This window comes from Methylobacterium mesophilicum, from assembly GCF_036441335.1.
Taxonomy (GTDB): Bacteria; Pseudomonadota; Alphaproteobacteria; order Rhizobiales; family Beijerinckiaceae; genus Methylobacterium; species Methylobacterium mesophilicum_B.
Window position 1 is genome coordinate 1,069,798 of record NZ_MLBW01000034.1, and the last position, 24,579, is coordinate 1,094,376.

Here is a 24,579-nt window from a genome sequence, read left to right on the forward strand (position 1 = left end):
CCCGGACGGGGCCCTGCGTCGTCGGTGCGGGGCGCGCCGCGCGGCGCGCACGAAGGCGTTCGTGTCGAGCCGCGGGGGCTCAGGTCTTGCTCGGCGGCAGCTCGATCGTCTCGGGGGTGACCTTCGCGCCGGGCCGGACGCGGGACAGGCCGTTGACGACCACGGTCTCGTCGCCCTTCAGCCCCGACTGGATCACCCGGTAGCCGTCGACCTTCGGCCCGAGCACGACGTCCTTCTGCTGGATCACGTTCTCGGGGCCGACGAGGTAGACGATCCGCTTGTCCTGGTTGGCGGCCACGGCCTCGTCGGGCAGCAGGATGCCCTGGAACGGCTTGGTCGCCGGCATCGAGACGATGCCGAACAGGCCGGGCTTGATGAACAGGTCGGGGTTCGGGACGGTGGCGCGCAGCAGGATCGTGCCGGTGGCGTTGTCGACGCGGTTGTCGACGAAGTCGAGCGTGCCCTTACGGGTCGGCTTCGCCTCCCCGGAGAGCGCGATCAGGATCGGCACGCCCTTGCCCTGCTGGGTCTGGCCCATGCCGATGCCGAGGCTGTTCTGGTACTTGAGGAACGACTTCTCATCCACCGTGTAGCTGAAATAGATCGGGTCGAGGGACACGATCGTCGTCAGCATGGTCTGGTCGGCGCTGACGATGTTGCCCTCGGTGACCAGGCGGCGGCTGATGCGGCCGTTGATCGGCGCCTTCACCTCGCTGAAGTCGTAGTTCAGCTGGGCGTTGTTGAGGGCGGCCTGGGCGCTGTCGACGTCGGCCTGGGCGGTCTGCGAGGCCTGCCGGCGCTGGTCGGTCACCTGCTCGGAGATGTTGCCGCTGCGGGACAGGGTCTGCGCGCGCTCCAGGTCGGTCTGCGAGAAGGACTGCCGCGCCTTGGCGGAGGCCAGGGCGGCCTGGGCCTGCTCCAGCGCCGCCTTGTAGGGGCGCCGGTCGATCACGAACAGGACGTCGCCCTTCTTCACGGTCTGGCCGTCGACGAAGTTGATCTTCTCGAGGTAGCCGGTGACTCGGGCGCGGACCTCCACGTACTCGATCGCGTCGAAGCGGCCGGTATACTGATCCTGCTCGACGATCTGGCGCACCACGGGCTTGGCCACGGTGACCTTGGGCGGCGGGCCGCCCGGCGCCTGCGCGCGGGCCGGGGTCGCGAGGGGGCCTGCCGCGAGACCCGCGATCAGGCCTGACAAGACGGTGAGAAGGCTGGGAAGCCGGCTGCGCATCGGGTCCTGCTGTCCGTTGGCCGACCGTCCGGTCGCGCCGAGCTTGACGATTGTTCCGCCGCGGGTGCGCCGTAACCCGCGGTCGACATTGTTGCTTGTGCGCGAACGCACATCACGGTCTCGCGAGCCGGATTGAAGCGACAGATCAGGCGACGGTTTCGCCCGCGCTGTACCAGTCCTTGAAGCCGCCCTTGTAGTGTTCGGCGAGATCGAGCCCGGCGTTCTGCGCGGCCATGAGCGCGTGGACGGAGCGGACGCCCGAGGCGCACGAGAACACCGGCCGCCGGCCGTCCTGCGCGACCAGGGCCGCGACCGCCTGCGGATCGAAGCCGGAGAGCGGGTGAGAGACGGCGCCCGGTATGTGCCCCGCTGCGTATTCATGGGGCTCACGGACATCGATGATCAGCATCGAGCCGTCATCGAGCCCGCGCTTGACCGTCTCGCGATCGAGGTCGACCACCCGCATCGGCAGGATCTCCGTTTCGCCCGCTCTCGGCCAGGCTGGCTGACTGACGCTTTTCCTTATTCGTCAGACCCCGGCGGCGCAATGTGCGGCGTCGGCGCGCGGCCGGGACGCAACCGGCAGGCGGGCGGCCGCCCGACGGGCAAGCGGCTCCCGGTCCGGATCGGACCGGCCGCCCGTCAGAGCGCCGCGAGGGTCGGCGCCACGGCGGCGAAATGCGTGGGCCAGTCCGGCGGCCGGTAGCCGTCCAAGCGACCGGCCAGTTCGGACCGCAGCGACCCGTCGGGCCGCGCGAGCGCCTCGATCGCCTCGATCCAGCCCGGACCGTCGAGAGGGTCGCGGAACAGCGCGAAGCCCTCGGCGATCTCGCGGTGGACGGCGATGTCGGAGGCGATGACCGGCAGCCCGGAGGCCGCGGCCTCGACGACGGGGATGCCGTACCCTTCGGTGAAGGACGGCATCAGCAGGGCGGTGCAGCTGCGCATGAGCGCTGCCAGGCCGTGCGTCGACAGTCCCGAAGCCTCGATGACGTGGGCGCGCACGCCGGGGCAGCGCTCCAGCATGTCGATGGCGCTCTCCGCCTCCCAGCCCCGTCGCCCGACCACGACGAGCCGGGGCGCGGCCGCCCCGTGGCGCTCGGCCAGGAGCCGCCAGATCTGGAAGAGCAGCAGGTGGTTCTTGCGCGACTCGATGGTGCCGCAGACCAGGAAGGTCGGCCGGTCGGATCTGAACCGGGGTCCCGCCCGTCCGAAGGCGGGCTCGACGCCGAGATGGCCCACGGCCACCGGCGGACGTCCGAACCCCTCGACGGCGAGGTGCTCCAGGGTGCGCCGGCCGGTATCCTCCGAATTCACCAGGATGGCGGAGGCGTGCCGCCCGATCGTGCGCAGGCGCGCCCGGTGGCGGTCGGCTTCGCCGGACCGACCGTATTCCGGATGCGTGATCGGGATGAGGTCGTGGACGAAGAACGCCGCCCGCACGTCCCGCCGGGTATAGAGCCAGTCGAACCGACGCGGGTCGTCGAGGCGCAGGTGCGAGGTGTGCAGGTAGAGCGCGTCCCGGGGCAGGACGGCGACCGATCGGCCGCGCAGCGCGATGTCCACGGTCCTGCGCGCCTGGATCCGCCGCCTGTCGGTGGAGCCGGTCTGCGGTGCGGCGGGGACGGGCGGCAACGCGGCGGCATCGCCGCAGCGAGACGCGAGCCGCCGATAGACCGGGTCGGACGCGGCGTCGCGGTCCTCGACCCAGCCGGCCGCCACCGCCTCGACGATTTCCAGCGCCTGCGCGCGAGCGAGGATGCGCGGCCCGAACGCCGTGGAGACGACGCCGACGCCCGTCTCCGCACGGCCGAGATATTCGCGCGCGTAGGCGAGATCGACGCGGTCGATGCCCGACGGGCTCGCGTGGCGCAGCCGCGTGACGAGGCGCGTGAGATCGAAAGCGATCGGTCGGTCCGTCATGATCCTCGGGCGATTGTCGGGGCGAGGCCTCCCCGTAGCGGGCCTGACCCGCGAGGGCCAGCATCTCCGCGCGGGCCGCGCGCGACGGAGGGCTTGCGCGGGCGCGGCGCGGAGGCTAAGAGCCGCGAGCCCTAGCGGCGTCGGAGTGTAGCGCAGCCCGGTTAGCGCACTAGTCTGGGGGACTAGGGGTCGTGGGTTCGAATCCCGCCACTCCGACCATCTTTCATCCGCGACAGGCGATCGGCCGCAGAAGGCCGGGGCGACCGCGCCCGGATCTTCGCGTCACACGGGGCCGACCGGACCTCCGTGTTCGGGATCGACACAGCCGCGAATATGCAGATCTAGGAGGCGTCGCTGATCCATGGCACCGACGGCCGGCCTACGCGCGCCCGAAGTGGCGGAGCACGAGGGGCTCGGTCCGGAGCAGCCTGACGCCGCGCGGCTGCGAGCGGCCACTCCGTCCGGCGAAGAGGGCCAGGGCGATGAGGCCGACCGATCCGGTCAGCGCCACGGCCACGCACCACCAGAAGGCGAGATCAAGCATGGCTGTACAGGGTCTCCGGTCGTAACCGGAACTGTCGGCCAGCACGGTAAACGAAGGGTTAAATGCGCGTTCGACTGACTTGCGTGGCCGTTGGTAGCGTGCGCGCCCCGTAGAGTCGGGTCGATCAGGCTGAATTCGCCCAGCCCGGACCAGTCGAAGATCGCTCCGAGAGCCGATCCTACGCCCAATTGATGAGGGCCGGGGACGGAGCCCTGCCATTACGTCCCGAGTCCGGTGTGGACGACCTTCAGGGACAGAGATGCAGATCGGGATCGTCGGCTGCGGCTACGTCGCCGACTTCTACATGACGACCCTCGTCAACCATCCCGAGCTGCGCCTCGCCGGCGTGTACGATCGGGACCCGGAACGGCGCGCCGTCTTCTGCCGGCATTACAACGCCCGCGCTTTCAACAGCCTCGAGGCCCTGCTGGCCGAGCCCGAGATCGGCCTCATCCTCAACCTGACGAACCCGCACAGTCACTACGTCGTGACCAAGGCCGCCCTGGAAGCCGGCAAGCACGTCTACTCCGAGAAGCCGCTCGCCATGGAGTACGCGCAGGCCGAAGCCCTGGTGGAACTCGCCGAGGCCAAGGGCCTGTCGCTGAGCGGCGCGCCCGCGAGCATCCTCGGCGAGGCGGGCTCGACCGTGCGGGAGGCCGTCGCGTCCGGCCAAGTCGGGGCGGTCCGGCTCGTCTACGCAGAGCTGGAGGACGGGCCGGTGTTCCGCGAGCCGGTGCACGAATGGCGGAGCGTGACCGGGGCCCCCTGGCCGGCGGAGGACGAGTACCGGGTCGGATGCACCCTCGAGCACGCCGGCTACTACCTGACCTGGATGAGCCTGATGTTCGGCCCGGTCGCGCGCATGACCGCCTTCGCGTCGCGCCTCTACCCGGACAAGGGCACCGGCCAGCCCCCGGATTCGGTCGCCAACGACTTCTCGACGGCGTGCCTGGAATTCCGATCCGGCGTCGTCGCGCGGATCACCTGCGGCCTCGTCGCGCCGCAGGATCGATCCCTGCACATCATCGGCGATCGGGGCGTCCTGACCGTGACGGATTCCTGGGCCAGCCAGGGCCCGGTCTACCTCCGGTCGCCGAGCGGCGACGCGCCCGGCCGGTTCGGACGGCTTCTGCACCGGATCCAGCGCTACCTGCCAGGCCGCATCTTCCTCGGCCGGAAGCTGCCGATCCCCCGCTTCGGGGGCAAGCTGCCCAGCTACCCGTCGCAGATGGACTTCGCGCGCGGCCCCGCGGCCCAGGCCGAGGCGATCCGGACGGGCGTTCCGGCGCCGCTCCCGGCGCGGTTCGTGCTGCACATCACCGAGATCGCGCTCGCCATGCAGAATGCCGGCGGCGGCGCCGTGATCCAGCTGAGGTCCAGGTTCTAGCCATGGCACAGACCGTCTCGTGGGGCGTCCTCGGCACCGGGATGATCGCCCAGCGCTTCGTCAGCGACCTTCTCGGGCGGCCCGACGCGCGGCTCGCCGCCGTCGGCGCGCGGAGCGTCGGCAGCGCTCAGGCCTTCGCCCGAGCCTTCGCCACCCCGTCCGGCGCGCCGGCCGCCGTGGCCGGCGCCGAGGCCCTGGCCGCGCGGCCGGATGTCGACGTCGTCTACATCGCGACGCCCAACGGCGACCACATGGCCAGCGCGCTCGCCTGCATCGAGGCGGGCAAGTCCGTCCTGATCGAGAAGCCGATCGCACTCTCGGGCGGACAGGCGCGGCGCATCGCGGAGGCGGCGCGGCGCAAGGGCGTCTTCTGCATGGAGGCGATGTGGATGCGCTTCACGCCCGGCGTCGTGCGGGCCAAGGCGATGCTGGAGGCGGGTGAGATCGGCGCGCCCCTGCATCTCGACGCCCGCCTGTTCTTCCCCCGGTCGCCGCCGCCGGACGGACGGACGGACGATCCGGCGGAGGGCGGCGTGATCCTCGATCTCGGTGTCTACCCCGTGTCGCTGGCGCTCCACCTGTTCGGCGCCCCGTCGCAGGTCTCCGGCACCATCCTCGATCGCGGCGGCGCGGCGACTCAGCAGGCGGCGCTCGCGCTCGCTTGGCCCGACAGGACCGCGACCCTGAGTTGCGGATCCACCGGTGAGGCGGACAACGCCGCCGTCGTCGTCGGCGCGCGCGGCCGCCTACACCTGCACCGGCAGTTCCTGTGCCCGCCCTTCCTGACGCGCGTGCGCACGCAGCCCGCTCCCGCGCCCGCCGACAGGGCCGCGCCGCGCCGTCACGCCGTCGGTCGGCTGGCCTTCGCGAAGCGCCTCCTGCAGCCGCTGGATTTCCGTCGCGTCGCGCTGATCCCGACGCCGTATCGGGGCTTCGGACTGCGCCATCAGATCGACGAGGTCCATCGCTGCCTGCTCGCCGGCGAGCGCGAGAGCCCGATCATGCCGCTCGCGGACAGCGTCCGCACGCTCGACATCCTCGATCAGGTGCGCGCCCGGCCGCGGGCCCTCGAGGCCGTCGCCTGAGGGAGGACGGCCTCGAAGGCCAGCGACCGGGTTCCGCTTCCCTGACACGCGCGGCCCCGCGGACCGCCGGCGCGGCCAAATCCGAGCGTCGGAGGTCCGCAATGGCGGGACTCGGGCCGCGCCGCCGTGTCGTCGGAGAGCGTGGGCCGCGCTCAGGCGCAGGGCGCCCGTCGCGATGCACCGGGCCGGCGACAGCGCGACGCTGGGCAGTTGCTCAGCGCGCCGCGCCTGTCGCCTTCGGGGACGGTAGCCTGCGCAGGATCCGCGCGATGTGCGCGCGCAGGGCCGACGTCTCGGTCACCGGCTCGGCCTGCCCGGCGGAGTCCGCTGGCTCCTGGAGGGTGGTGAGAAGATCGGTCATCGACGCGGGCGCTGTGTTGAGGGACCGACCCTACCGTCGGGCTTGGCCGGTGAATACATCATTTCATAGATTTTCCTGATTGGAACATAAAGTGTTGCGATGCACCATAGATGCAGAATCGTGGCCGGAACAGGGGGCCATGCCCCGCCGACCGCGACATTCCGACTGGCGGAGCGCGTCGGCGATGTCTTGACGCGAGGTAGCGGGCGCGATCCGACCATAACGGGCGCGGCTCCACGCATCCACGCGCGCCCGCGAGGACCATCGGCCTGCTCGGTACTTTACATCGCCGCGTCCCTTCTCCGGTGCAGCGCGCGGTACAGCCGTTGCATGATCGCGATCAGTGCCGAAGACCGGCGCCGGGTCACAATTATTTGTGCGCCCCGGCACGGACACAGTTGACGATTGCGATCTTTATGAGACTGCGCATACAACCGACAGCCAAGCCATGCGCGGGATGCAACTAGGACTTGCGCAACCTGTTGGTGCACTAAGCAGTTTTTGGTTGTGTTTTTTGCCGCGACTCTGAGTAAGTCGCCTTGATCCAGCGTGCCGAAGGTCTCCGTCCGATGTCGTCCTCTCCGAAGCCCAAATCCGCCACCGAGACCGATCGCTCGATCGGCGGCCGCATCGCGGCGCTGCGCGTTGCCCAGGGCCTGAGCCAGACCGACCTCGGTCAGGCCATCGGCGTCAGCTTCCAGCAGGTCCAGAAGTACGAGAAGGGGCGCAACCGCATCGGCGCCGGGCGACTCCAGGCCATCGCCGACCTGCTGAAGGTGCCGGTGGACACGTTCTTCGCCGACCCGCGGGACAGCGGCGGCGGGCGTGTCGGACCGGCGGCCCTGTTCGAGGATCCGAAGGTCATGGAACTCGTGCTGGCCTTCACCAGCATCACCGACGAGACGACCCGCGGCGGGATCCTGTCGATCGTCAAGGCGGCCGCCGCCCTCCAGGAGAGCCGCACGGCCGCCGGGCGTCCGGACGCCGTCGACGAGGCGTGAGGGCGCAGGTCCGGTGCCGGGATGCGGAAGGTATCGACGTCGCGGCCTGCGCACGTTCCACCCCTTCCGGGCCGGGCGGACGCTGTCGATCCGCGGGCGGCAGCGTTGGGGCGCGCCTTAATCCAAATTAAACCAAGACAAAGACCGGTAAAGATGTAGACAGGCTGCCGCGTCCGGGAGCTGTTTTACAGCGCGTGAGCGGACCGCATGTTTCGCGCTGACGTTGGAAACCGGGTCCTGACCATGCCGATCGAGACGTCGAAAGCTTGGGGCCGCGGCGAGCTGTACGAGACCCTGTGCCTGCTCGTGATCGGCGTCGGCATCTGGTTCGTCGGCGTCACGCTCGGGACCTTCGCGTCCCTCAACTCCTTCGTCGCCACCTACAATCTCACGGATCTCCTGCTGCTCGCCGCCTGCATGGGCGTGGCGCAGTGGGGCGCCAGCATCCGCAAGTCGATCATCCTCCGGCGGCTCATGCTCGAGCGCGCCGCCGCCGCCGCGCAGGCCGAAGCGATCGCCCGGCACGACGGCCTGACCGGCCTGGCCAACCGCCGCCGCTTCATCGACGCCGTGGAGCGGGCGCACGCGCCGGGCGCCGCGGACGCGGCGGTGCTCCTCATCGATCTCGACCGGTTCAAGCCGGTCAACGATCTCTACGGCCACGCGGCCGGGAACGCGGTCCTGTGCGCCGTGGCCGAGCGCCTCCAGCAGCTCGTGCCGGCGGGTGGCTTGGCGGCCCGTCTGGGCGGCGACGAGTTCGCCATGCTGGTCCCGCTCCGCTACGAGAGCGAGGCGCTGACGCGCCTCGCCCAGGCGGTCATCGCCCGCATCGCCGAGCCGGTGACGTGGAACCAGACCGACCTCAAGGTCGGCGCGACGGTCGGTGTCGCCGCGGTGTCGGCCGAGCACGGGGATGCGGACGCGATCGTGCACGCGGCCGACCTCGCCATGTACCAGGGCAAGAAGGACGGGCGCGGCAACTTCCGGTTCTTCCGCAGCGCCATGGACGCGGAGCTGCGCGCCCGCGCCCGCATGGAGACGGAACTCCGCGGCGCCATCGAGACGGGCGCGATCGAGCCCTTCTACCAGCCGGTGGTGTCGCTCCCCGAGAAGGAGATCGTCGGCGTCGAGGTCCTGGCACGCTGGCGCCACCCGACGCGCGGGCTGGTGGGCCCGAGCGAGTTCATCCCGGTGGCCGAGGAGACCGGGATGATCGCGGATCTCAGCTATACGCTGATCCGCCGCGCCTGCCTGGATGCCCGGGCCTGGCCGCCCCACCTGATCCTCGCGGTGAATATCGCGCCGCAGCAGTTCCAGGACGCGTGGCTCGCACAGCGGATCCTGGGGATCCTGACCGAGACCGGGTTCCCGCCGCAGCGCCTGGAGGTCGAGATCACCGAGAGCGCCCTGATTCAGGACCTGGAAGCGACCCAGACGACCCTGCTGTCGCTGCGCGAACTCGGCGTGCGCATCGCGCTGGACGATTTTGGAACCGGCTATTCCAGCCTGTACCACCTGCGCGAACTGAAGTTCGACAAGCTTAAGATCGACCGCAGCTACGTCGACGCCATCACGATGAGCGATGAGCGGGCGAAGCTGGTCGACGCCATCATCAAGCTCGGGGCGAGCCTCGGCCTCTCCACCACCGCCGAGGGAATCGAGACCGATGCCAGCCTCGACTGGCTCTCCGACCAGGGCTGCCATTTCGGCCAGGGCTACCTGTTCGGCCACGCCATGCCCAAGGCCGAGATGGACGGCGTGCTCGCCGCCGCGCGTGTCCCGGCACCGGTCCAGGATCTCGCGCGGGCCTCGTGACGCGTCGGGCGCGGCCGCGCCGGTCAGCGCGGCGCCCGGTAGGCGGAGCCGTCGGCGGCACCGAGCGGGTGCTCCACGAACCGGCCCGTCTCCGGGACCGCGACCCGGTCGAAATTTCCCGCCAGGGCGTCGAGGGCGCGGCGCATCTCGGGTCCCTGGAGCGGCCGGCCGTGTCCGGTGATGACCCGCTCCGGGGCGAGCGCGGCGAGCGCCCGCACGGACGCGCGCGCCGCCGGCCAGTCGATCGTCAGGTACATCGGCGGTCCGTGCAGCTCCGGCGCCTGCGTCGCGACCGCGTAGGCGGATTCCTGGGCCGTGGTGATGAAGGCGTCGCCCGCGATCAGCGTGCTGTCGGCCGCGCGCCAGAGCGCGACGTGGCCGGGCGCGTGGCCCGGCGTGTGGATCCAGCGCCAGCCGGGCAGTGGCGGCACCGAGCCGTCCTCCGGCAGGACGCGCAGCCGCCCGGAGACGTCGACGGGGCGGGTGGGGAACAGCCGCGAGAGGCGGCCCAGGAGCCCGCCGCCGACGCTCGGATCCGGCGTGGGGTAGGCGGCGCTGCCGTCGAGGTAGGGTCGCTCCAGGGCATGCGCGTAGACCGGGGCGTCCCATTCCTCCGCGAGGTCCTCGAGAACGCCGACATGGTCGAAATGGCCGTGGGTCAGGACGATCGCGGCCGGCCGGGCCCCTGCGCCGAAGCGGGCCCCGGCGGCGGCCTGGATCCCGCGCTTGGCGCCCATCACGCCGGCGTCGATCAGGACCCAGCCCCGGTCGCCCGCGCCGGGCGCGCCCACGAACACGACGTTGACCAGGACGTGGCGCTGGTAGGCGACGTCGTCGGCGATGGCGTGGGTGGCGTCGTCCCGCTCGGCGTCGCGGCGGGGATCGTCGGCCCGGGCCTGCGGGTCGACGGGGATCTGCTGGGCCATCGGCTGCGGCTCCCGTACTGGGTTGCGGAAGGAGCGGTCGGGCGCGCGGCCCGGCCGGAGCCCGACGGGATCGACCGATCCCGACGCGGCCGCTCGTGTCCCGGCGCCGCACTGCGCGAGCGCCCGTATCGTGGCCAACCGGCCTTTGCCGGGCGTGTTCCTGAAGCCGAACCCGGCGCTGATCCCGGCTTACTTCTAGGCCCCGACCGGCGCGCCGCGGCCTCACGCCGGTCGACACGGACCCCATATTGGCCGCATCGCTACCGTCCGCTTCGACGCGCCGTCGCAGGTCACAGCATGGCACCGAGCCCGCTCGCCCTCATCGCCTCCGCCGCCCTCATCGCCGTGGTCGCCACCGGCACCGGGGCGATCGTCCTCCAGCAGGGCTCGCGGTTCAGCCATCCCCGGAAGGTCGGCGGGCCGTTCACGATGGCGGATCTCGACGGCCGCCCGGTGACGGAGGCCGATCTCCGCGGCAAGCCTTCGGTCCTGTTCTTCGGCTTCACCCACTGCCCGGATGTCTGCCCGACGACGCTCGCGACCCTGGCGGCCGCCCTCGGTCGGATGGGCCGCGACGCGGACCGCCTCAACGTCGTCTTCGTCACCCTCGACCCGGAGCGCGACACGCCCGACACCCTGCGGGAATACCTGGCCTCGTTCGATCCGCGGATCCGCGGCTTCGTCGGCACGCCGCAGCAGGTCGCCCGCATGGCCGACGCCTACCACGTCGCGTACAAGCGCGTGCCGACCAAGGACGGCGACTACACGATGGAGCACTCCGCCACCGTGGCGCTGTTCGACAGGACCGGCCGGATGGTCGGCGAGATCGGCTACGGCGAGGACGAGGCCACCACCTTCGCGAAGCTGATCACCCTGGCGCTGCCGGGGCAGTGCCCGCCGGGGGGCGGCGCCAATCTCTGGACGACCGACGGCAGCACCGGCAGCTGCGGTCCGCGGAGCTGAGCCGCGGCCCGGGAAATTGCGCCGCAGCGCCGGCGTGGCTAGAGGGCGGCGCGGGTCGCGAGGCCCGGCCGAAACCGGGGGTTCCTGCTTGATCACGCGCCGCGTCCTCACCGCCATCGGGCTCCTCGCCCTCGCGCCGTATCCCGGCCTCGCCCGGGCCGCCGGCGGCGGGCCGCGCCTGGCGTCGCCCGAGCCCATGGATCTCGACCGGCTGAAGGATCTCGCCCGGGCGCTGCGGGACCGGCCCTACGCGCCCCCGCCGGAGGCTCCCGCCTCGGCGGCCCTCGATGCCCTGACCTACGGGCCGCTCCAGGAGATCCGCTACCCGCCGGGCCACGCCCTGTTCGCCGACAGCCCGTACCCGGTGACCTTCTTCCACCTGGGCAATTTCTTCCGCCATCCCGTGCGGGTCTACGCCCTGGAGGGCGGGCAGGCCCGCGAGGTGCTCTACAGCCACGACCTGTTCACATACCCGCCCGGCAACCCGGCCAAGGACGTCCCGGACGGGGCGGGCTTCGCGGGATTCCGGTTCCAGAAGGCGCCCGCGGGCCAGCCGGGCGACGACGGCGACTGGCTGGCCTTCCTGGGCGCGTCGTATTTCCGCGCTGCCGGGGACGGCGCCCAGTACGGCGCCTCGGCCCGGGGCATCGCGATCGACACGGCGCCGGGCCCCGGCAAGACCGAGGAATTCCCGGTCTTCACCCGGTTCTACGTGAGCCCGACCTCGGACGGCGCCGTGACCGTGCTGGCGCTCCTGGAGGGCCGGAGCCTCACCGGCGCCTATCGGTTCGTCGCCCGGAAGGAGCCGCACGTCGTCATCGACGTCGCCTGCACGCTCTATATGCGCGCGGCGGTGGAGCGGTTCGGCATGGCGCCCCTGACCTCGATGCTCTGGTACTCGGAGGGCATGAGCCGCTTCCTCGCGAGCGACTGGCGGCCCGAGGTGCACGATTCCGACGGCCTGCTGATGCAGACCGGGGCCGGCGAGCTGATCTGGCGGCCGCTCAACAACCCGCCACGCCTCAGCGTCAGCGCCTTCGCGGACCGGTCGCCGAAGGGCTTCGGCCTGCTCCAGCGCGACCGCGCCTACGAGAACTACATCGACGACGGCTTCGAGGAGAACCGGCCCGACATCTGGGTCGAGCCGGAGGGCGACTGGGGCCGCGGCAGCGTCCAGCTCGTGGAGATCCCGACCCATCAGGAGACCGACGACAACATCGTCGCCCTGTGGGTGCCGGACGACGCGCCGCGGGCCGGGTCGGACCGCAGCTTCGCCTACCGGCTGCGCTGGACCGTCGAGGAGCCGGTCGCCACCGACCTCGCTCGGTGCGTCGCGACCCGGGCCACCAAGGCCGCGTGGCTCGCGGAGGCCGACAGGCGCCCGGGCCGGGCCAACCTCGTGCGGCAGTTCGTGCTGGAATTCGAGGGCGCGGCCCTGGCGGGGCTCGATCCCGAGAGGGCCACGGTCGCGCTCACCCTGTCGCGCGGCAGCGTCGAGGAGGTCGGCGCCACCTGGGCGCCCTACGGCAAGCCGAGCCCCTGGCGGGTCTTTCTCAAGGTCTACGCCGAGGGGCCGGATCCTGTGGAGATGCGGCTGCAGCTGAGATCCGGGGAAAGGCTGCTCTCGGAGACCTGGGCCTACCAGTACTATCCGGAGGCTCCCGGCACGGTGCTGTGAGCGGCGGGCGTCGCCGGACGGCCGGTCGCCCGAAATCCCTCCGGCTCCGCGCGGTTCCGCCTCGGACCAGCCCCTCGTCGCATCGGAGACCGCCATGACCGGCGAGACACCGCACGGCCCGCACCTCCCGGAAGTGCTGACGCGGCTCCTCAAGGCGCCCCGGGCGGCGATCTGGCCGACGCCGGAGGATCGGAATCGCCTCCGGCCCGGCCGGTCGCGACCGCGGCAACCGAGCCGCGCCGTCCTGGGTGTCTGGATCTGGGCGATCCTCTACAACGTCATCGGCTTCGCGATCCTCGCGGCCCTGTGGTGGACGATGCGCTGACCCGATGAGCCGACACGCCCTGATCCCCCGCCGAACAGCCCGCGCGGCAACTCTCGCGGCGGCCCTCCTGCTCGGCCCGGCCCTGCGGCCCGGCGCGGCGCAGAGCCCCGGCGACGCGCTCAACGCGGATGACGGCACCGGGGCGGTCAAGGTGTGCTCGCCCGTGGCGATGCCGCGCTGGCGGTCCATGACACCGGTGCCCAAGACCTGGACCTTCCTGGACTGCATGGGCTTCGCCGGCGAGATGGGCGCGACCCACTTCCAGCTCGGCTGCCTCTTCGGCAACGTCACGCCCCACGCCCAGAAATACGCCTGGGGCGCGATGGTGCCGATCGAGAAGTCGGCGATGGCCAAGGCGCAGCCGCCGATCCCGAATTGCGGCTGGTAGGGCCCGCGCTCAGCCGCCGGAGCCTCGCCAATCCAGGTCGAGGGTGAGGCGGGCACGGAAGACCGTGCTGCCGGTGGCGTCGCGGACCCGCGTCTCGAGCACCACGCCGGCATCGCCGGGGGCCGGCCGAGCCGCCCGGACGCGGAGCCGGTCGTGCACGGCCTCGATCAGGGCCTCGGTCGCCGACAGGCACGCCTCGTGGCGGTCGGCGAAGAAGAGACCCTCTTCGTCGACGGACAGACCGCTTTCGTCGGTGAAGTCGGTGAAGTAGCGCACGGCGCAGAACCTCACGGCCAGACGATGAGCGTGCGCCGCGACCTGAGCGCTGTCGTTAACCTGTGTGTGGACACCGACTCCGCCTCGCGCGACCGGCCGCCGGGTCCCCGTGTCGCGGCGGCCGCACGGAGAACGCGGTCACCCGGCCCGTGATCCGGCCGCGCCGGTTCGACACGGATGCGCGCGGACATCGGTCGCGGGCGCGGCCGGCGCCGTGCGGGCCAGCGGCACCCTGCCCGAAAGTACGATATGGCCCGCACCGTCGAACCCGTACGCGTCGGCGGCCGGGACGCCGCGTCCGGACCTCGTGCGCCCTGCCTTTCCCGGCGGACACTCGGAGGCCGCGTCCCGCGCGGCTCCCGCGCGGCGTGGTTCACGCCGATCCGACAACCCGCACGGGACCGCGACGCCGTTCCCGGTGGGCGCCGGCGATGCGTCTCCGGCGGAGGGGCCCTGCGCCCGCCGAACCTCGAAGGGGATGTGACCTGCCCCGCTTCTTCCTCAACGTCCGGCGCCGCGGCGCGCTGATCGCCGATCGGGAAGGCGACGAACTGCCCGACCGCACCGCGGCCGAGCATCTCGCCCACGACATCCTGCGCGAGATGCGGCGCCTGCCGCACGTCTACGGCGCGCCGCGCGACTGGCGCGCCGACACCTTCGTGATCACCGACGAGGCCGGCACCGTCGTGGCCGAGGTGCCCTACGCCAGCGCGCTCCGAGGGCGGCGCAGCGGGCCGATCAGGCGCTCGTACTCGGCCTCGGCCGGGCCGTAGGTCTGACCGGCCGCCTGCTCCAGGCGCGCGCGGCTCAGGACCCGGATCCGCCCGCGCCGGGCCCGGATCAGGCCGGCGCCCTCCAGGGTGTGGATCGCGACCGTCACGGTCGGCCGGCGCACACCGAGCATGATCGACAGGAACTCGTGCGTCACGGCCAGGTCGTCGCCGTCCTGCCGGTCGTGGTACATGAGGAGCCACCGCGCGAGCCGCTCCTCGGCGGGCGCGCCCGCGTTGGCGATCGCGGTCTGTGCGACCTGGACCAGGAACGTCTGGACGTAGCGCAGCAGCAGGTTGCGCAGCGACGGGCTGGATTTCAGGGCATCGCGCAGGGCCGGCACGGAGATGCGGCGCCCCCGACCGGCGACCTGCATGAAGATCTGGTAGGGAATCGTGTCGGTTCCGAGCAGCAGCGCCGGTGCGGCCATGCCGTCGCGACCGAACAGCCCGACCTCGATGCGGCCGCCCTGGGCGAGAGTCGACACCACGGAGCACAGGCCGGTGTCGATGAAGACCGCGTGCGGGATCGTGGCGGCCGGCTCGACGAGCACCTTGCCGAGGGGAAGATCGATCGCCTCGAGATGAGGTCCGAGCAGCGCGCCATCCGCCTCGGATAGGGCAGCCAGGAGGCGGTTCTGATGCGGCATCGGCAAACGCGTACGCGGAAATCGACATCCGCGCCGCGGGTCTGGTGCGGGAACCGCGGCGCGCCCCGAGCCATGCTCGGATCAACACGCAATAGCGAGCGGATATTGCAGCTAGCTGGCGAAGGGTCTGGAACCAGACAAAGGAATGCCGGCGATTTTCGGATGTCCTGGCGAGCGGGCGCGGACGAATGCGCAAACCTTTCTTTAAGATCTGCCTTCAGACTGCGGGGTGGACGATCCGGATGTGGCCTGTGCGCCACGGGCTCGGCAGCGCCGCGCACTTGCCAACACCTGCGTGCGCGGGCGCGCTTTGACGCGCGGGCCGGATCGGGCTACAGAGAGCGCTACGGAACAAGCAAGAACCATGCCGTGAGCAGCGTGGCTCCGGCTGGCGAACCGCGCCGGAAGGGCATCGGGGCCTCGCATGAGTTTGGTGCAACGGCTGGAAGTGCGTCAGGGCCAGGCCCTGGTGATGACGCCGCAGCTCCTGCAAGCGATCAAACTTCTGCAGCTGTCGCAACTGGATCTCGCGGCCTACGTCGAGGCCGAGCTGGAGCGCAACCCGCTGCTGGAGCGCGCCGAGCCGGACCTGCCGGGCGCGGGCGAGGCGGCCGAATCGAGCGGCCACGGCGAGGAGGCGGGGTCGGACGGCTTCGAGGGGCCGGAGCCCGAATCGTGGCTCTCGGCCGACCTCAACCCGAGCCGCGGCGAGATCGAGAGCGACTTCGACACGCGCCTCGACAACGTCTTCCCCGACGAGATCCCCGTCCAGGCGCGCGAGGCGGGCGGGGGCGACATGCTCTCGCTGACGCCGCCGCCCTACGGCAGCACCGGCGGGAGCTTCGACTCCGAGGCGCCCGATTTCGAGGCGACCCTCACGGCCGAGACCTCGCTGCGCGAGCACCTCGCGGGCCAGCTCGACCTCGCGACCCGGGATCCGGCCGAGCGGCTGATCGGCGGCTTCCTGATCGACGCCGTCGACGAGGCCGGCTACCTGCGCGAGACGGTGGAGGGCGTGGCCGAGCGGCTCGGCGCCGACCCGGCCCTCGTCGGCCGGATGCTGGCGCTGGTCCAGACCTTCGACCCGCCCGGGATCGCGGCCCGCGACCTCGCCGAGTGCCTCGCGATCCAGCTCCGCGAGCGCGACCGGTACGATCCGGCCATGCAGGCGCTGGTCTCGCGGCTCGACCTCGTGGCCAAGCGCGACTTCGCGGCCCTGCGCCGGCTCTGCGGCGTCGACGACGAGGACCTCGTCGACATGCTGGGCGAGATCCGGCGCCTGGATCCGAAGCCCGGCCGGGCCTTCGGGTCGAGCGCTGTCGAGGTCCTGGTTCCGGACGTGTTCGTGCGCGCCGCGCCGGACGGCTCCTGGCTGGTCGAGCTGAACAGCGAGGCGCTGCCCCGGGTCCTGGTGAACCAGAGCTACTACGCCCGCGTCTCGCGCAACGCCGCCGCGGACGGCGACAAGGCCTTCCTGTCGGAGGCGCTGCAGAACGCCAACTGGCTGACCCGCTCGCTGGAGCAGCGCGCCCGCACGATCCTGAAGGTCGCCACCGAGATCGTCCGCCAGCAGGACGGGTTCTTCGTCAACGGCGTCACCCACCTCCGGCCGCTGAACCTCAAGACCGTGGCCGAGGCGATCGGCATGCACGAATCGACCGTCTCGCGGGTCACCTCCAACAAGGCCATCGGCACGAGCCGCGGGACCCTGGAGATGAAGTACTTCTTCACCGCGGCGATCCCCGGGGCGGCCGGCGCCGCCGCCCATTCCTCCGAGGCGGTGCGCCACCGCATCAAGCAGCTCGTCGACGGCGAGACGCCGGACGACGTGCTGTCCGACGACGCCCTGGTGCAGAAGCTGCGCGGGGAGGGCGTCGACATCGCCCGGCGCACCGTGGCGAAGTACCGGGAATCCCTGCGGATTCCGAGCTCGATCGAGCGCCGCCGGGAGCGCTTCGCCCACGGCTCGGGCCAGCACGTCGCCCTGGCGCTGCGCTGATCGGCCCGGACGGGGTTGCGCCAAGCGCCCGTCCGGCCCATCCGTCGTGGCCCTCGATCGACGCCTGGACCTGCGATGACCCCGACCGGAACGCCCTCGCGCAGCCTCACCGCCATCGTGCTCGCGGCCGGGAAGGGCACGCGGATGCGCTCGGACCTGCCGAAGGTGCTGCACCGGATCGCCGGCCGCAGCATGCTCGGCCACGTCCTGGCCGCCGTGCAGGCGGCGGGCGCGGGCCGGATCGCCGTGGTGGCCGAGCCCGGCCGCGACGACGTCGCCGCCGAGATCGCGCGGGCGGCCCCCGGCGCCCGGGTCTTCCCGCAGGCCGAGCGCCTCGGCACCGCCCACGCCGTCCTCGCCGCCCGGGAGATCCTGGCCGACCCCGACGACGACGTGGTGATCGCCTTCGGCGACACGCCGCTCGTCTCGGCCGACACCTTCCTGCGCCTCCGCGCGCCCCTGGCCGACGGCGCCGCGGTGGCCGTGCTGGCCTTCGAGACGGCGACGCCGACCGGCTACGGACGGGTGCTGACCGAGGGCGAGCGCGTGCTCGCCATCCGCGAGGAGAAGGACGCGAGCGCCGCCGAGCGGGCCGTGACCCTGTGCAATGCCGGGCTGATGGCGCTCGCCGGACGGCACGCCCTGGCGCTGCTCAACCGCATCGGCAACGACAACGCCGCCGGCGAGTACTACCTGCCCGACGCGGTGGCTCTCGCGGTCGCCGATGGGCTGCCCGTCACGGTCGTGCCCGTGGACGAGGCCGAGGCGCAGGGCGTGAACGACCGGGTGCAGCTCAGCGTCGCGGAGGCCGCGATCCAGGCGCAGCTGCGCCGAAGCGCCATGCTGGGCGGCGCGACTCTGATCGCCCCCGAGACGGTGTTCCTCAGCCACGACACGGTGCTCGGTCGCGACGTGATCGTGGAGCCCAACGTGGTGTTCGGTCCCGGCGTGCGGGTCGCGGAGGGCTGCACCGTGCGGGCCTTCGCGCATCTCACCGAGACCAGCCTGGGGCGGGGCGTGAAGATCGGACCGTTCGTGCGGCTGCGCGGCCACGCCGTGCTGGAGGCGGGTGCGGAACTCGGCAATTTCGTCGAGCTGAAGAACGCCCGGATGGGGGCCGGCGCCAAGGCCGCGCACCTCACCTATCTCGGCGACGCGGAAGTCGGCGCCAAGGCCAATATCGGGGCCGGCACGATCACTTGCAATTACGACGGCGTGCTCAAGCACCGGACCACGATCGGTGCGGGCGCGTTCATCGGCTCGAACTCGGCCCTGGTCGCCCCCGTCTCGGTGGGGGAGGGCGCCTACGTCGCCTCGGGCTCGGTGATCACCGACGACGTGCCGGCGGACGCCATGGCCGTGGCCCGGGGCCGGCAGGCGATGAAGCCGGGCTGGGCCAGCGAGAAGCGCGCGGCGCTTCAGGCCGAGAAGGCGCGGCGCGGGAAGGCGTGAGGCCGGGCACGCCGCGCGAGCGGGGCTGGCCCTGCGCCGTCCCGATCCGGTAGAAGTCCCGCTCGGCCCCGCACGGCGCGGGGCGGCCCGGACCTTGCGCACGACCTGCGCGCGGCCCTCCGGGCACGACAGCGAGAGACACTCCTATGTGCGGCATCGTCGGCATCGTCGGGCGCGACGCGGTGGCGGGGCAGGTGATCGAGGCCCTGCGGCGGCTCGAGTACCGCGGCTACGATTCCGCCGGCATCGCCACCCTGGAGCACGGCCGGCTGGCGCGGCGGCGGGCCTCCGGCAAGCTGGTCAACCTGGAGGCCAGGCTCGCCCAGGAGCCGCTCACCGGCACGATCGGCATCGGCCACACCCGCTGGGCGACCCACGGCCGGCCCAACGAGACCAACGCCCACCCGCACGCCACCAAGCGCCTCGCCGTCGTGCACAACGGCATCATCGAGAATTTCCGCGAGCTCAAGCAGGAGCTGGAGGCCGACGGCGTCGTCTTCGAGACCGAGACCGACACCGAGGTCGTCGCCCAGCTCGTCAGCCGCAACATGGACCGGCAGATGGGACCGGTGGAGGCCGTGGCCGCAGCCCTGCCGCGGCTCCGCGGCGCCTTCGCGCTGGGCTTCCTGTTCTCCGGCGAGGAGAACCTGCTGATCGGGGCCCGCCACGGCGCGCCGCTGGCGATCGGCTTCGGCGAGGGCGAGACCTACCTGGGCTCCGACGCCCTGGCGCTGGCGCCGTTCACCGACGCCATCACGTATCTCGACGAGGGCGACTGGGCGATCCTGACCCGGGGCGGCGCCGAGATCCGCGACGCGGCGGGCGCCACGGTCGAGCGCGCCCGGCAGAAGATCGCCACGCAGGCCTACCGGATCGACAAGGGCGAGTACCGCCACTTCATGGCCAAGGAGATCCACGAGCAGCCCGAGGTGGTGGGCCGCACGCTCGCCCACTACGTCGACATGGCGAACGGGCGGGTGGCGCTGCCCGAGGCGCTGCCCTTCGATTTCGCCAAGCTCAGCCGCGTCTACATCACCGCCTGCGGCACGGCCTACTACGCGGGCCTCGTGGCCCGGTACTGGTTCGAGCAGGTGGCGCGCCTGCCGGTGGAGATCGACGTCGCCTCCGAGGCCCGCTACCGCGAGGCGCCACTCGAGAAGGACGGGCTGACGCTGGTGATCTCGCAATCGGGCGAGACCGCCGACACGCTGGCCTCCCTGCGCTACGCGACGTCGAAGGGCCAGCACACGCTGAGCGTGGTCAACGTGCCGACCTCGACGATCGCGCGGGAATCCTCCGTGGTGATGCCGACGCTGGCCGGGCCGGAGATCGGCGTCGCCTCCACCAAGGCGTTCTCGTGCCAGCTCACCGTGCTGCTGTGCCTCGCCATCGCGGCGGGCCGGGCCCGCGGCACCCTCGACGCGGCGGGCGAGCGGCGGCTGATCGACGGCCTGATCAAGGCGCCGGGCCTGATGGCCGAGGCGCTCACCCACGAGGCCGCGATCGAGGGCCTGGCCCGGGAGGTCGCGAAGGCGCGGGACGTGCTCTATCTCGGCCGCGGCACCAGCTACCCGATGGCGCTGGAGGGCGCGCTGAAGCTCAAGGAGATCAGCTACATCCACGCCGAGGGCTACGCGGCGGGCGAGCTGAAGCACGGGCCGATCGCGCTGATCGACGAGAGCGTGCCGGTGATCGTGATCGCGCCGCACGACGCGGTGTTCGAGAAGACCGTCTCGAACATGCAGGAGGTGGCCGCCCGCGGCGGGCGCATCGTGCTGATCGGCGACGCCAAGGGCGCGGCCGAGCACGGGCTCGACACGCTCGCGACCTTCACCATGCCGGCGCTCGACCCGACGGTGGCGCCGATCGTGTACGCGGTGCCGATCCAGCTGCTCGCCTACCACACGGCGGTGTTCATGGGGAAAGACGTGGACCAGCCGCGGAATCTGGCCAAGTCGGTGACCGTGGAATAGGCGCCGCCGATCGCACCCCCGTCCGGTCCGGAAGCGGCGGCGCCCTCGCGAGCGGCGCGCAGCGATCCATTCGGCGCCACGTTCACGGAGATCGCGCGACCCTGGGTTGCTTCGCTCCGCTCGCCAATACGGTCCCCGCAATCCCGTTCATCCCGGTACGAGGCCCCCATGACCGCCCATGACACCGACGTCCTCCGCTGGCTCGACGGGCAGGAGGGCGCGATGCTGGCGCTCCTCGAGGAGCTCGTGAACATCGATTCCGGCTCCTACGACAAGCCGGGCGTCGACGCGGTCGGCACCCGGATCGCCGAGTTCCTCGCCGGCCACGGCATCCCGGTCACGACGATCCCGGTGGACGGCTACGGCGACGCGCTGAAGGCGAGCGTGGCCGGATCCGGCGGCGGCAACCGTCCGGTCGTGCTCATGGGCCACCGCGACACCGTCTTCCCGAAGGGGGAGCCGGCGCGGCGGCCGTTCCGGGTCGCCGACGGCCGCGCCTACGGGCCCGGCGTCGCCGACATGAAGGCGGGCCTCGTGATGAACGCCTTCGTGCTGGCCGCCTACCACCGGGCCGGCGGCGCGCCGGTCCCGCTCGTCGGCCTGTTCACCAGCGACGAGGAGATCGGCTCGCCGGCCTGCCGGCCGATCATCGAGGAGACCGCCCGGGGCGCCCGCGCGGTGCTGAATTCCGAGCCGGGGCGGCCGACCGGCAACGTCGTCACCGGTCGCAAGGGCGGCGTGTTCATGCACCTCGAGGTGCTCGGCAGGGCGGCGCATTCCGGCGGCAACTACGCCGACGGGCGCAGCGCCATCCTGGAGCTCGCCCACAAGACGGTCGCGCTCCACGCGCTCACCGACCTCGACCGCGGCACCACGGTGAATGTCGGCCTGATCTCCGGCGGCCAGTCGGTGAACACCGTGGCGCCCCGGGTGACCTGCGAGATCGACCTGCGCTACGTCACCCCGCCCGACCGCGAGACCGCCATGGGCCGGATCGCCGCGATCGTGGCGGGATCGACGGTCCCCGACACCACCGCGCATCTCACCATCAAGGGCGAGTTCCTGCCGCTCGTGCAGGACGAGGCCTCGCGGGCGCTGTTCGAGACCTACGCAAGGGTGAGCGCGGGGGGCGGCAACCCCGTCACCGGCGAGTTCGCGGGCGGCTGCGCCGATTCGGGGTTCACCGCCAGCGTCGGCTGCCCCACGCTCTGCGCCGTGGGTCCGGTGGGCGGCAAGGCCCACTCGCCCGAGGAGTACCTGGAGGTGGGGAGCCTCGTGCCGCGGGCGCGCGCGATGGCCGAGACCATCGCGGCGCTCTGACGTCTCAGAGGCCGACCATCGCCCGCCCGGCCGCGCCGTAGCGGTCGCCGTCCCCGGGCGGGCGCTACGGCGCCGGACTAACCTGTCTATCCGAGCCGCGGGCGGCGGCCGATGCTCGGGAGCTGCGTCGATCACGTCCGGGGCCCGGCCCGTCTAAGGGCGCAGGGCCGCCGCGAGGCGCAGCAGGAAGCCGTCGAGGGCCGTCTTGTCGATCCAGCGCAGGACCGCGACGAGGTCGTGCTCGGGGTCGCACCAGATCACGTTGTTGCCCGCCCCCAGGGCGCTGAAGGCCGAGGCCGGCAGCTGCGGCCTGGCGGCCGCGCCGCGGTTCAGCCACCACAGGTAGCCGTAGCTGTCGAGCGTCGGGGACGGCGTCAGCATGGCGCGGATCCAGCGCTCCGAGAGGAGCTGCCGCCCGTTCCAGGCGCCGCCGCGGGCCATGAGGAGGCCGAAGCGGGCATGGTCGTCGGCCCCGATGAACAGGCCGCCGCCCCAGTGGCCGCCGCCGGGGACCGACTGGACCCGCCCGCCGTCGACCGCGACCCAGGCCGTGTCGTAGCCGTACCACGCCCAGTCCCGGGAGGCGCCGATCGGATCCATGATCCGCTCGCGGAGCACCTCCGGGAGGCCCCGGCCGAAGCGGCGCATCAGGCAGTACGAGAGCAGGTTCACCCGCACGTCGTTGTACTCGTAGTAGGTGCCGGGGCGCCGCAGCGCCCGCGCCTCGCCCTTGCGACTGTTGTCGGCGCCGGGGCCGATCTGCCGGAAATGATCGACCTGATCGGACTTGCCGAACAGGGTCCCCTGCCACTCGCTCGATTGCTGCAGGAGGTGGCGCCACGTGATCGCGCCGTTGTGCGGCCCGTCGAGGAGCGGGTCGGGGACGCTGTCCCGCACGGGCGCGTCGACGTCGGGGATCAGGCCGTCGTCGTGGGCGAGGCCGGCCAGCACCGCGAGATAGCTCTTGGCGATCGAGAAGGTCATGTCGGGGCGGGCCGTGTCGCCCCAGGCGGCGACGCGCCGGCCGCCCTTCAGGATCACGCCCGCCGGGCCGCCGCGCGGGCGCACCGGCCCGTCGATGGCGCTCCAGGGCCCCGTCTCGTTCCACTCGACGATCCCGACGTAGCGCCCGTCGGGATAGTACAGGCTGGGCGGCCACGCGCTCTCGTGCGCCTCCGCGAAGGCCACCGCATCCGCGAGCCGGCCGGCCTTGAGCCCCGCCGCGCCCGGGTCCTGCTCCGCCCAGACATCCGTCGGCCAGTACGCCCCGGTCGCTTCGGTCACGCGCGTTCTCCTGACGGCCTCCCGCCATCGCGGCCCATGCAGGGGCCGGGCCGGGGGAACCGGGCAGGTAGGGCGGTGATCCCAGACCGGCAGGGTTTGAGACCATCGCCGCGTCGCCGGGGCGCTCGCCGTCTCCGCCGAAGATGTCGGAAGCCGAGGATCCGGCAGGGACCAGCGCGACCGCAGATCCCGGACAAACCCACCGCTATCCGGCGCCAATCATCGGTACTAAACCCGGATTTATTAGCGATCTCACGGATATATCAACACAATAACGCAAGCGTTTCACTGAACAAAGATCTGACACGCGCCACCAGACGGTGCGGCATGCCGACCAGTCCAAATGCACGAAGATGCCTCGAAACTTTCCGTCAAGTGATTCGGGCGTATGGGATTTGCAAGTCCGAGTTCGGCGCTGCGAGAGACATGGCAGGAAGTATCGATGTCGGACGCGGGCAGCGGCGGGACGTGCCCCCGGTCTTGATTCGGGCGGCGCAATGCCTGCTCGGCGGAATGATCGTCCTCGTCGTGCCCATCGCTCTGCTGGTCGTCCCACAATCCGAGTCCGTCGTCGTGGTCGGATCGCCCGGATCTGGCACGCCCGACCTCGCCCGGATCGTCGCCGCGGCGGGCGGCACGATCCTCAGCCTCGGCGGCCGGCCGTCCATCGTCGTCGCCCGCGCCGACGGCGGCGGATTCGCCCGGCGCCTCTACGGTGCGGGCGCCCGCCTCGTCCTCGACGGGCGCCTCGCCCGATACTGCGGCCGCTCCTCGGGGAGCGCCGACCTCACGTCTCGGCCCGGTCCGGGCCTCGGAAGGCCCGCCCCATGAACCACCTCGACGCGATCCGGCAAAGCTTCGGCCGCTGCCTCATCCCGATCCTCTGGGCCCACCTGCCCGCCATCGCCGGCACCGAGGCGCTGCTCGCCGGGGGTCTGCCGCCCCTGGCCCCGATCGCCGCCGCGGCGATCCTGGCCGGGACCGCGACAATCCTGTGGTTGAAGGACCCGATCGGGGCGGGCACCCGCATCGTCAGCGGGCTGGCCCTGATCGGCATGGCGGCGATCCTGCTCATCGTCTTCGCCGGCCACCCCTGGCAGATCGACATGCACATGTACTTCTTCGCCTGCCTGGCGGTGCTCGTCGGCTGGTGCGACTGGCGGGTGATCCTGGCGGCGACCGCGGCCACGGCCGTCCACCACCTCGCCCTCGACGTGGCGATGCC

General features: G+C 72.0%; 23 protein-coding genes and 1 tRNA gene. 15 read left to right on the top strand and 9 right to left on the bottom strand.

The annotated features are described in order from the left end of the window. Positions 1–79: 79 nt before the first annotated feature. The 3 genes from MMR14E_RS25850 to MMR14E_RS25860 form a co-directional block, all read right to left on the bottom strand. Entirely contained in the window at positions 80–1,234 is a 1,155-nt protein-coding gene (locus MMR14E_RS25850) for an efflux RND transporter periplasmic adaptor subunit (RefSeq protein ID WP_331318227.1), read from the bottom strand. A gap of 145 nt (positions 1,235–1,379) precedes the next feature. Next, the gene (locus tag MMR14E_RS25855; protein WP_331318229.1) at positions 1,380–1,700 is read right to left on the bottom strand and encodes a rhodanese-like domain-containing protein; all 321 of its coding nucleotides are present in this window, start codon (positions 1,698–1,700) and stop codon (positions 1,380–1,382) included. Positions 1,701–1,876: 176 nt separating this feature from the next. Beyond that, positions 1,877–3,157: a glycosyltransferase family 1 protein gene (locus MMR14E_RS25860; RefSeq protein ID WP_331318231.1), complete on the bottom strand. Its 1,281-nt coding sequence runs from the start codon at positions 3,155–3,157 to the stop codon at positions 1,877–1,879. 141 nt (positions 3,158–3,298) lie between these two features. Between MMR14E_RS25860 and MMR14E_RS25865 the strand changes: the two genes are divergently transcribed. Then, positions 3,299–3,376 (top strand) — tRNA-Pro (locus MMR14E_RS25865). A gap of 160 nt (positions 3,377–3,536) precedes the next feature. On the opposite strand, the gene MMR14E_RS25870 is transcribed toward MMR14E_RS25865, so the two are convergent. Continuing rightward, on the bottom strand, positions 3,537–3,701 hold the full coding sequence (locus tag MMR14E_RS25870; RefSeq protein ID WP_331318233.1) for a hypothetical protein: 165 nt from the start codon (positions 3,699–3,701) through the stop codon (positions 3,537–3,539). A gap of 259 nt (positions 3,702–3,960) precedes the next feature. On the opposite strand from MMR14E_RS25870, the gene MMR14E_RS25875 reads away from it, so the two are divergent. Both MMR14E_RS25875 and MMR14E_RS25880 read left to right on the top strand, forming a co-directional pair. Further along, entirely contained in the window at positions 3,961–5,088 is a 1,128-nt protein-coding gene (locus MMR14E_RS25875; RefSeq protein ID WP_331318235.1) for a Gfo/Idh/MocA family oxidoreductase, read from the top strand. A 2-nt stretch (positions 5,089–5,090) separates the two neighbouring features. Continuing rightward, positions 5,091–6,173, top strand: coding sequence for a Gfo/Idh/MocA family oxidoreductase (locus MMR14E_RS25880; RefSeq protein ID WP_331318237.1), 1,083 nt, complete (start codon positions 5,091–5,093; stop codon positions 6,171–6,173). Positions 6,174–6,387: 214 nt separating this feature from the next. On the opposite strand, the gene MMR14E_RS25885 is transcribed toward MMR14E_RS25880, so the two are convergent. Beyond that, on the bottom strand, positions 6,388–6,534 hold the full coding sequence (locus MMR14E_RS25885; protein ID WP_331318239.1) for a hypothetical protein: 147 nt from the start codon (positions 6,532–6,534) through the stop codon (positions 6,388–6,390). Positions 6,535–7,103: 569 nt separating this feature from the next. On the opposite strand from MMR14E_RS25885, the gene MMR14E_RS25890 reads away from it, so the two are divergent. Then, on the top strand, positions 7,104–7,535 hold the full coding sequence (locus MMR14E_RS25890) for a helix-turn-helix transcriptional regulator (protein WP_331318241.1): 432 nt from the start codon (positions 7,104–7,106) through the stop codon (positions 7,533–7,535). 207 nt (positions 7,536–7,742) lie between these two features. After that, positions 7,743–9,350, top strand: a complete 1,608-nt coding sequence (locus MMR14E_RS25895; RefSeq protein ID WP_331318242.1) for a putative bifunctional diguanylate cyclase/phosphodiesterase — start codon at positions 7,743–7,745, stop codon at positions 9,348–9,350. Positions 9,351–9,373: 23 nt separating this feature from the next. On the opposite strand, the gene MMR14E_RS25900 is transcribed toward MMR14E_RS25895, so the two are convergent. Beyond that, positions 9,374–10,276, bottom strand: coding sequence for an MBL fold metallo-hydrolase (locus MMR14E_RS25900; RefSeq protein ID WP_331318244.1), 903 nt, complete (start codon positions 10,274–10,276; stop codon positions 9,374–9,376). Between the two features lie 297 nt (positions 10,277–10,573). Between MMR14E_RS25900 and MMR14E_RS25905 the strand changes: the two genes are divergently transcribed. From MMR14E_RS25905 to MMR14E_RS25920, 4 genes are all read left to right on the top strand, one after another. Next, entirely contained in the window at positions 10,574–11,239 is a 666-nt protein-coding gene (locus MMR14E_RS25905; protein WP_331318245.1) for an SCO family protein, read from the top strand. An 88-nt stretch (positions 11,240–11,327) separates the two neighbouring features. After that, entirely contained in the window at positions 11,328–12,917 is a 1,590-nt protein-coding gene (locus MMR14E_RS25910) for a glucan biosynthesis protein (RefSeq protein ID WP_331318246.1), read from the top strand. 94 nt (positions 12,918–13,011) lie between these two features. Beyond that, positions 13,012–13,242: a hypothetical protein gene (locus MMR14E_RS25915; RefSeq protein ID WP_331318247.1), complete on the top strand. Its 231-nt coding sequence runs from the start codon at positions 13,012–13,014 to the stop codon at positions 13,240–13,242. Positions 13,243–13,246: 4 nt separating this feature from the next. Continuing rightward, positions 13,247–13,630, top strand: coding sequence for a hypothetical protein (locus tag MMR14E_RS25920; protein ID WP_331318248.1), 384 nt, complete (start codon positions 13,247–13,249; stop codon positions 13,628–13,630). Between the two features lie 9 nt (positions 13,631–13,639). Here MMR14E_RS25920 and MMR14E_RS25925 read toward each other — a convergent pair whose 3' ends face one another. After that, positions 13,640–13,906: a DUF6894 family protein gene (locus MMR14E_RS25925; protein ID WP_331318249.1), complete on the bottom strand. Its 267-nt coding sequence runs from the start codon at positions 13,904–13,906 to the stop codon at positions 13,640–13,642. A 431-nt stretch (positions 13,907–14,337) separates the two neighbouring features. On the opposite strand from MMR14E_RS25925, the gene MMR14E_RS25930 reads away from it, so the two are divergent. Beyond that, complete coding sequence (locus MMR14E_RS25930) at positions 14,338–14,679, top strand: DUF6894 family protein (RefSeq protein ID WP_331318250.1); 342 nt, start codon at positions 14,338–14,340, stop codon at positions 14,677–14,679. On the opposite strand, the gene MMR14E_RS25935 is transcribed toward MMR14E_RS25930, so the two are convergent. Then, entirely contained in the window at positions 14,607–15,326 is a 720-nt protein-coding gene (locus tag MMR14E_RS25935) for a Crp/Fnr family transcriptional regulator (protein WP_331318252.1), read from the bottom strand. The two genes, MMR14E_RS25930 and MMR14E_RS25935, sit on opposite strands and share 73 nt — an antisense overlap. A 424-nt stretch (positions 15,327–15,750) precedes the next feature. Between MMR14E_RS25935 and rpoN the strand changes: the two genes are divergently transcribed. The 4 genes from rpoN (at position 15,751) to MMR14E_RS25955 (ending at position 22,070) form a co-directional block, all read left to right on the top strand. After that, positions 15,751–17,325, top strand: coding sequence for an RNA polymerase factor sigma-54 (gene rpoN / locus MMR14E_RS25940; RefSeq protein ID WP_331318253.1), 1,575 nt, complete (start codon positions 15,751–15,753; stop codon positions 17,323–17,325). Between the two features lie 75 nt (positions 17,326–17,400). Continuing rightward, a complete protein-coding gene (gene glmU, locus MMR14E_RS25945; RefSeq protein WP_331318254.1) occupies positions 17,401–18,777 on the top strand; it encodes a bifunctional UDP-N-acetylglucosamine diphosphorylase/glucosamine-1-phosphate N-acetyltransferase GlmU in 1,377 nt (458 codons plus the stop codon). 146 nt (positions 18,778–18,923) lie between these two features. Then, positions 18,924–20,750, top strand: coding sequence for a glutamine--fructose-6-phosphate transaminase (isomerizing) (gene glmS / locus MMR14E_RS25950; protein ID WP_331318255.1), 1,827 nt, complete (start codon positions 18,924–18,926; stop codon positions 20,748–20,750). Positions 20,751–20,918: 168 nt separating this feature from the next. Continuing rightward, the gene (locus tag MMR14E_RS25955; protein ID WP_331318256.1) at positions 20,919–22,070 is read left to right on the top strand and encodes a M20 family metallopeptidase; all 1,152 of its coding nucleotides are present in this window, start codon (positions 20,919–20,921) and stop codon (positions 22,068–22,070) included. A 153-nt stretch (positions 22,071–22,223) separates the two neighbouring features. Here MMR14E_RS25955 and MMR14E_RS25960 read toward each other — a convergent pair whose 3' ends face one another. Beyond that, positions 22,224–23,354: a serine hydrolase gene (locus MMR14E_RS25960; RefSeq protein WP_331318257.1), complete on the bottom strand. Its 1,131-nt coding sequence runs from the start codon at positions 23,352–23,354 to the stop codon at positions 22,224–22,226. Positions 23,355–23,780: 426 nt separating this feature from the next. Here MMR14E_RS25960 and MMR14E_RS25965 point away from each other — a divergent pair, with 426 nt between their 5' ends. Then, positions 23,781–24,185: a hypothetical protein gene (locus MMR14E_RS25965; RefSeq protein WP_331318259.1), complete on the top strand. Its 405-nt coding sequence runs from the start codon at positions 23,781–23,783 to the stop codon at positions 24,183–24,185. Positions 24,186–24,579: the final 394 nt, after the last annotated feature.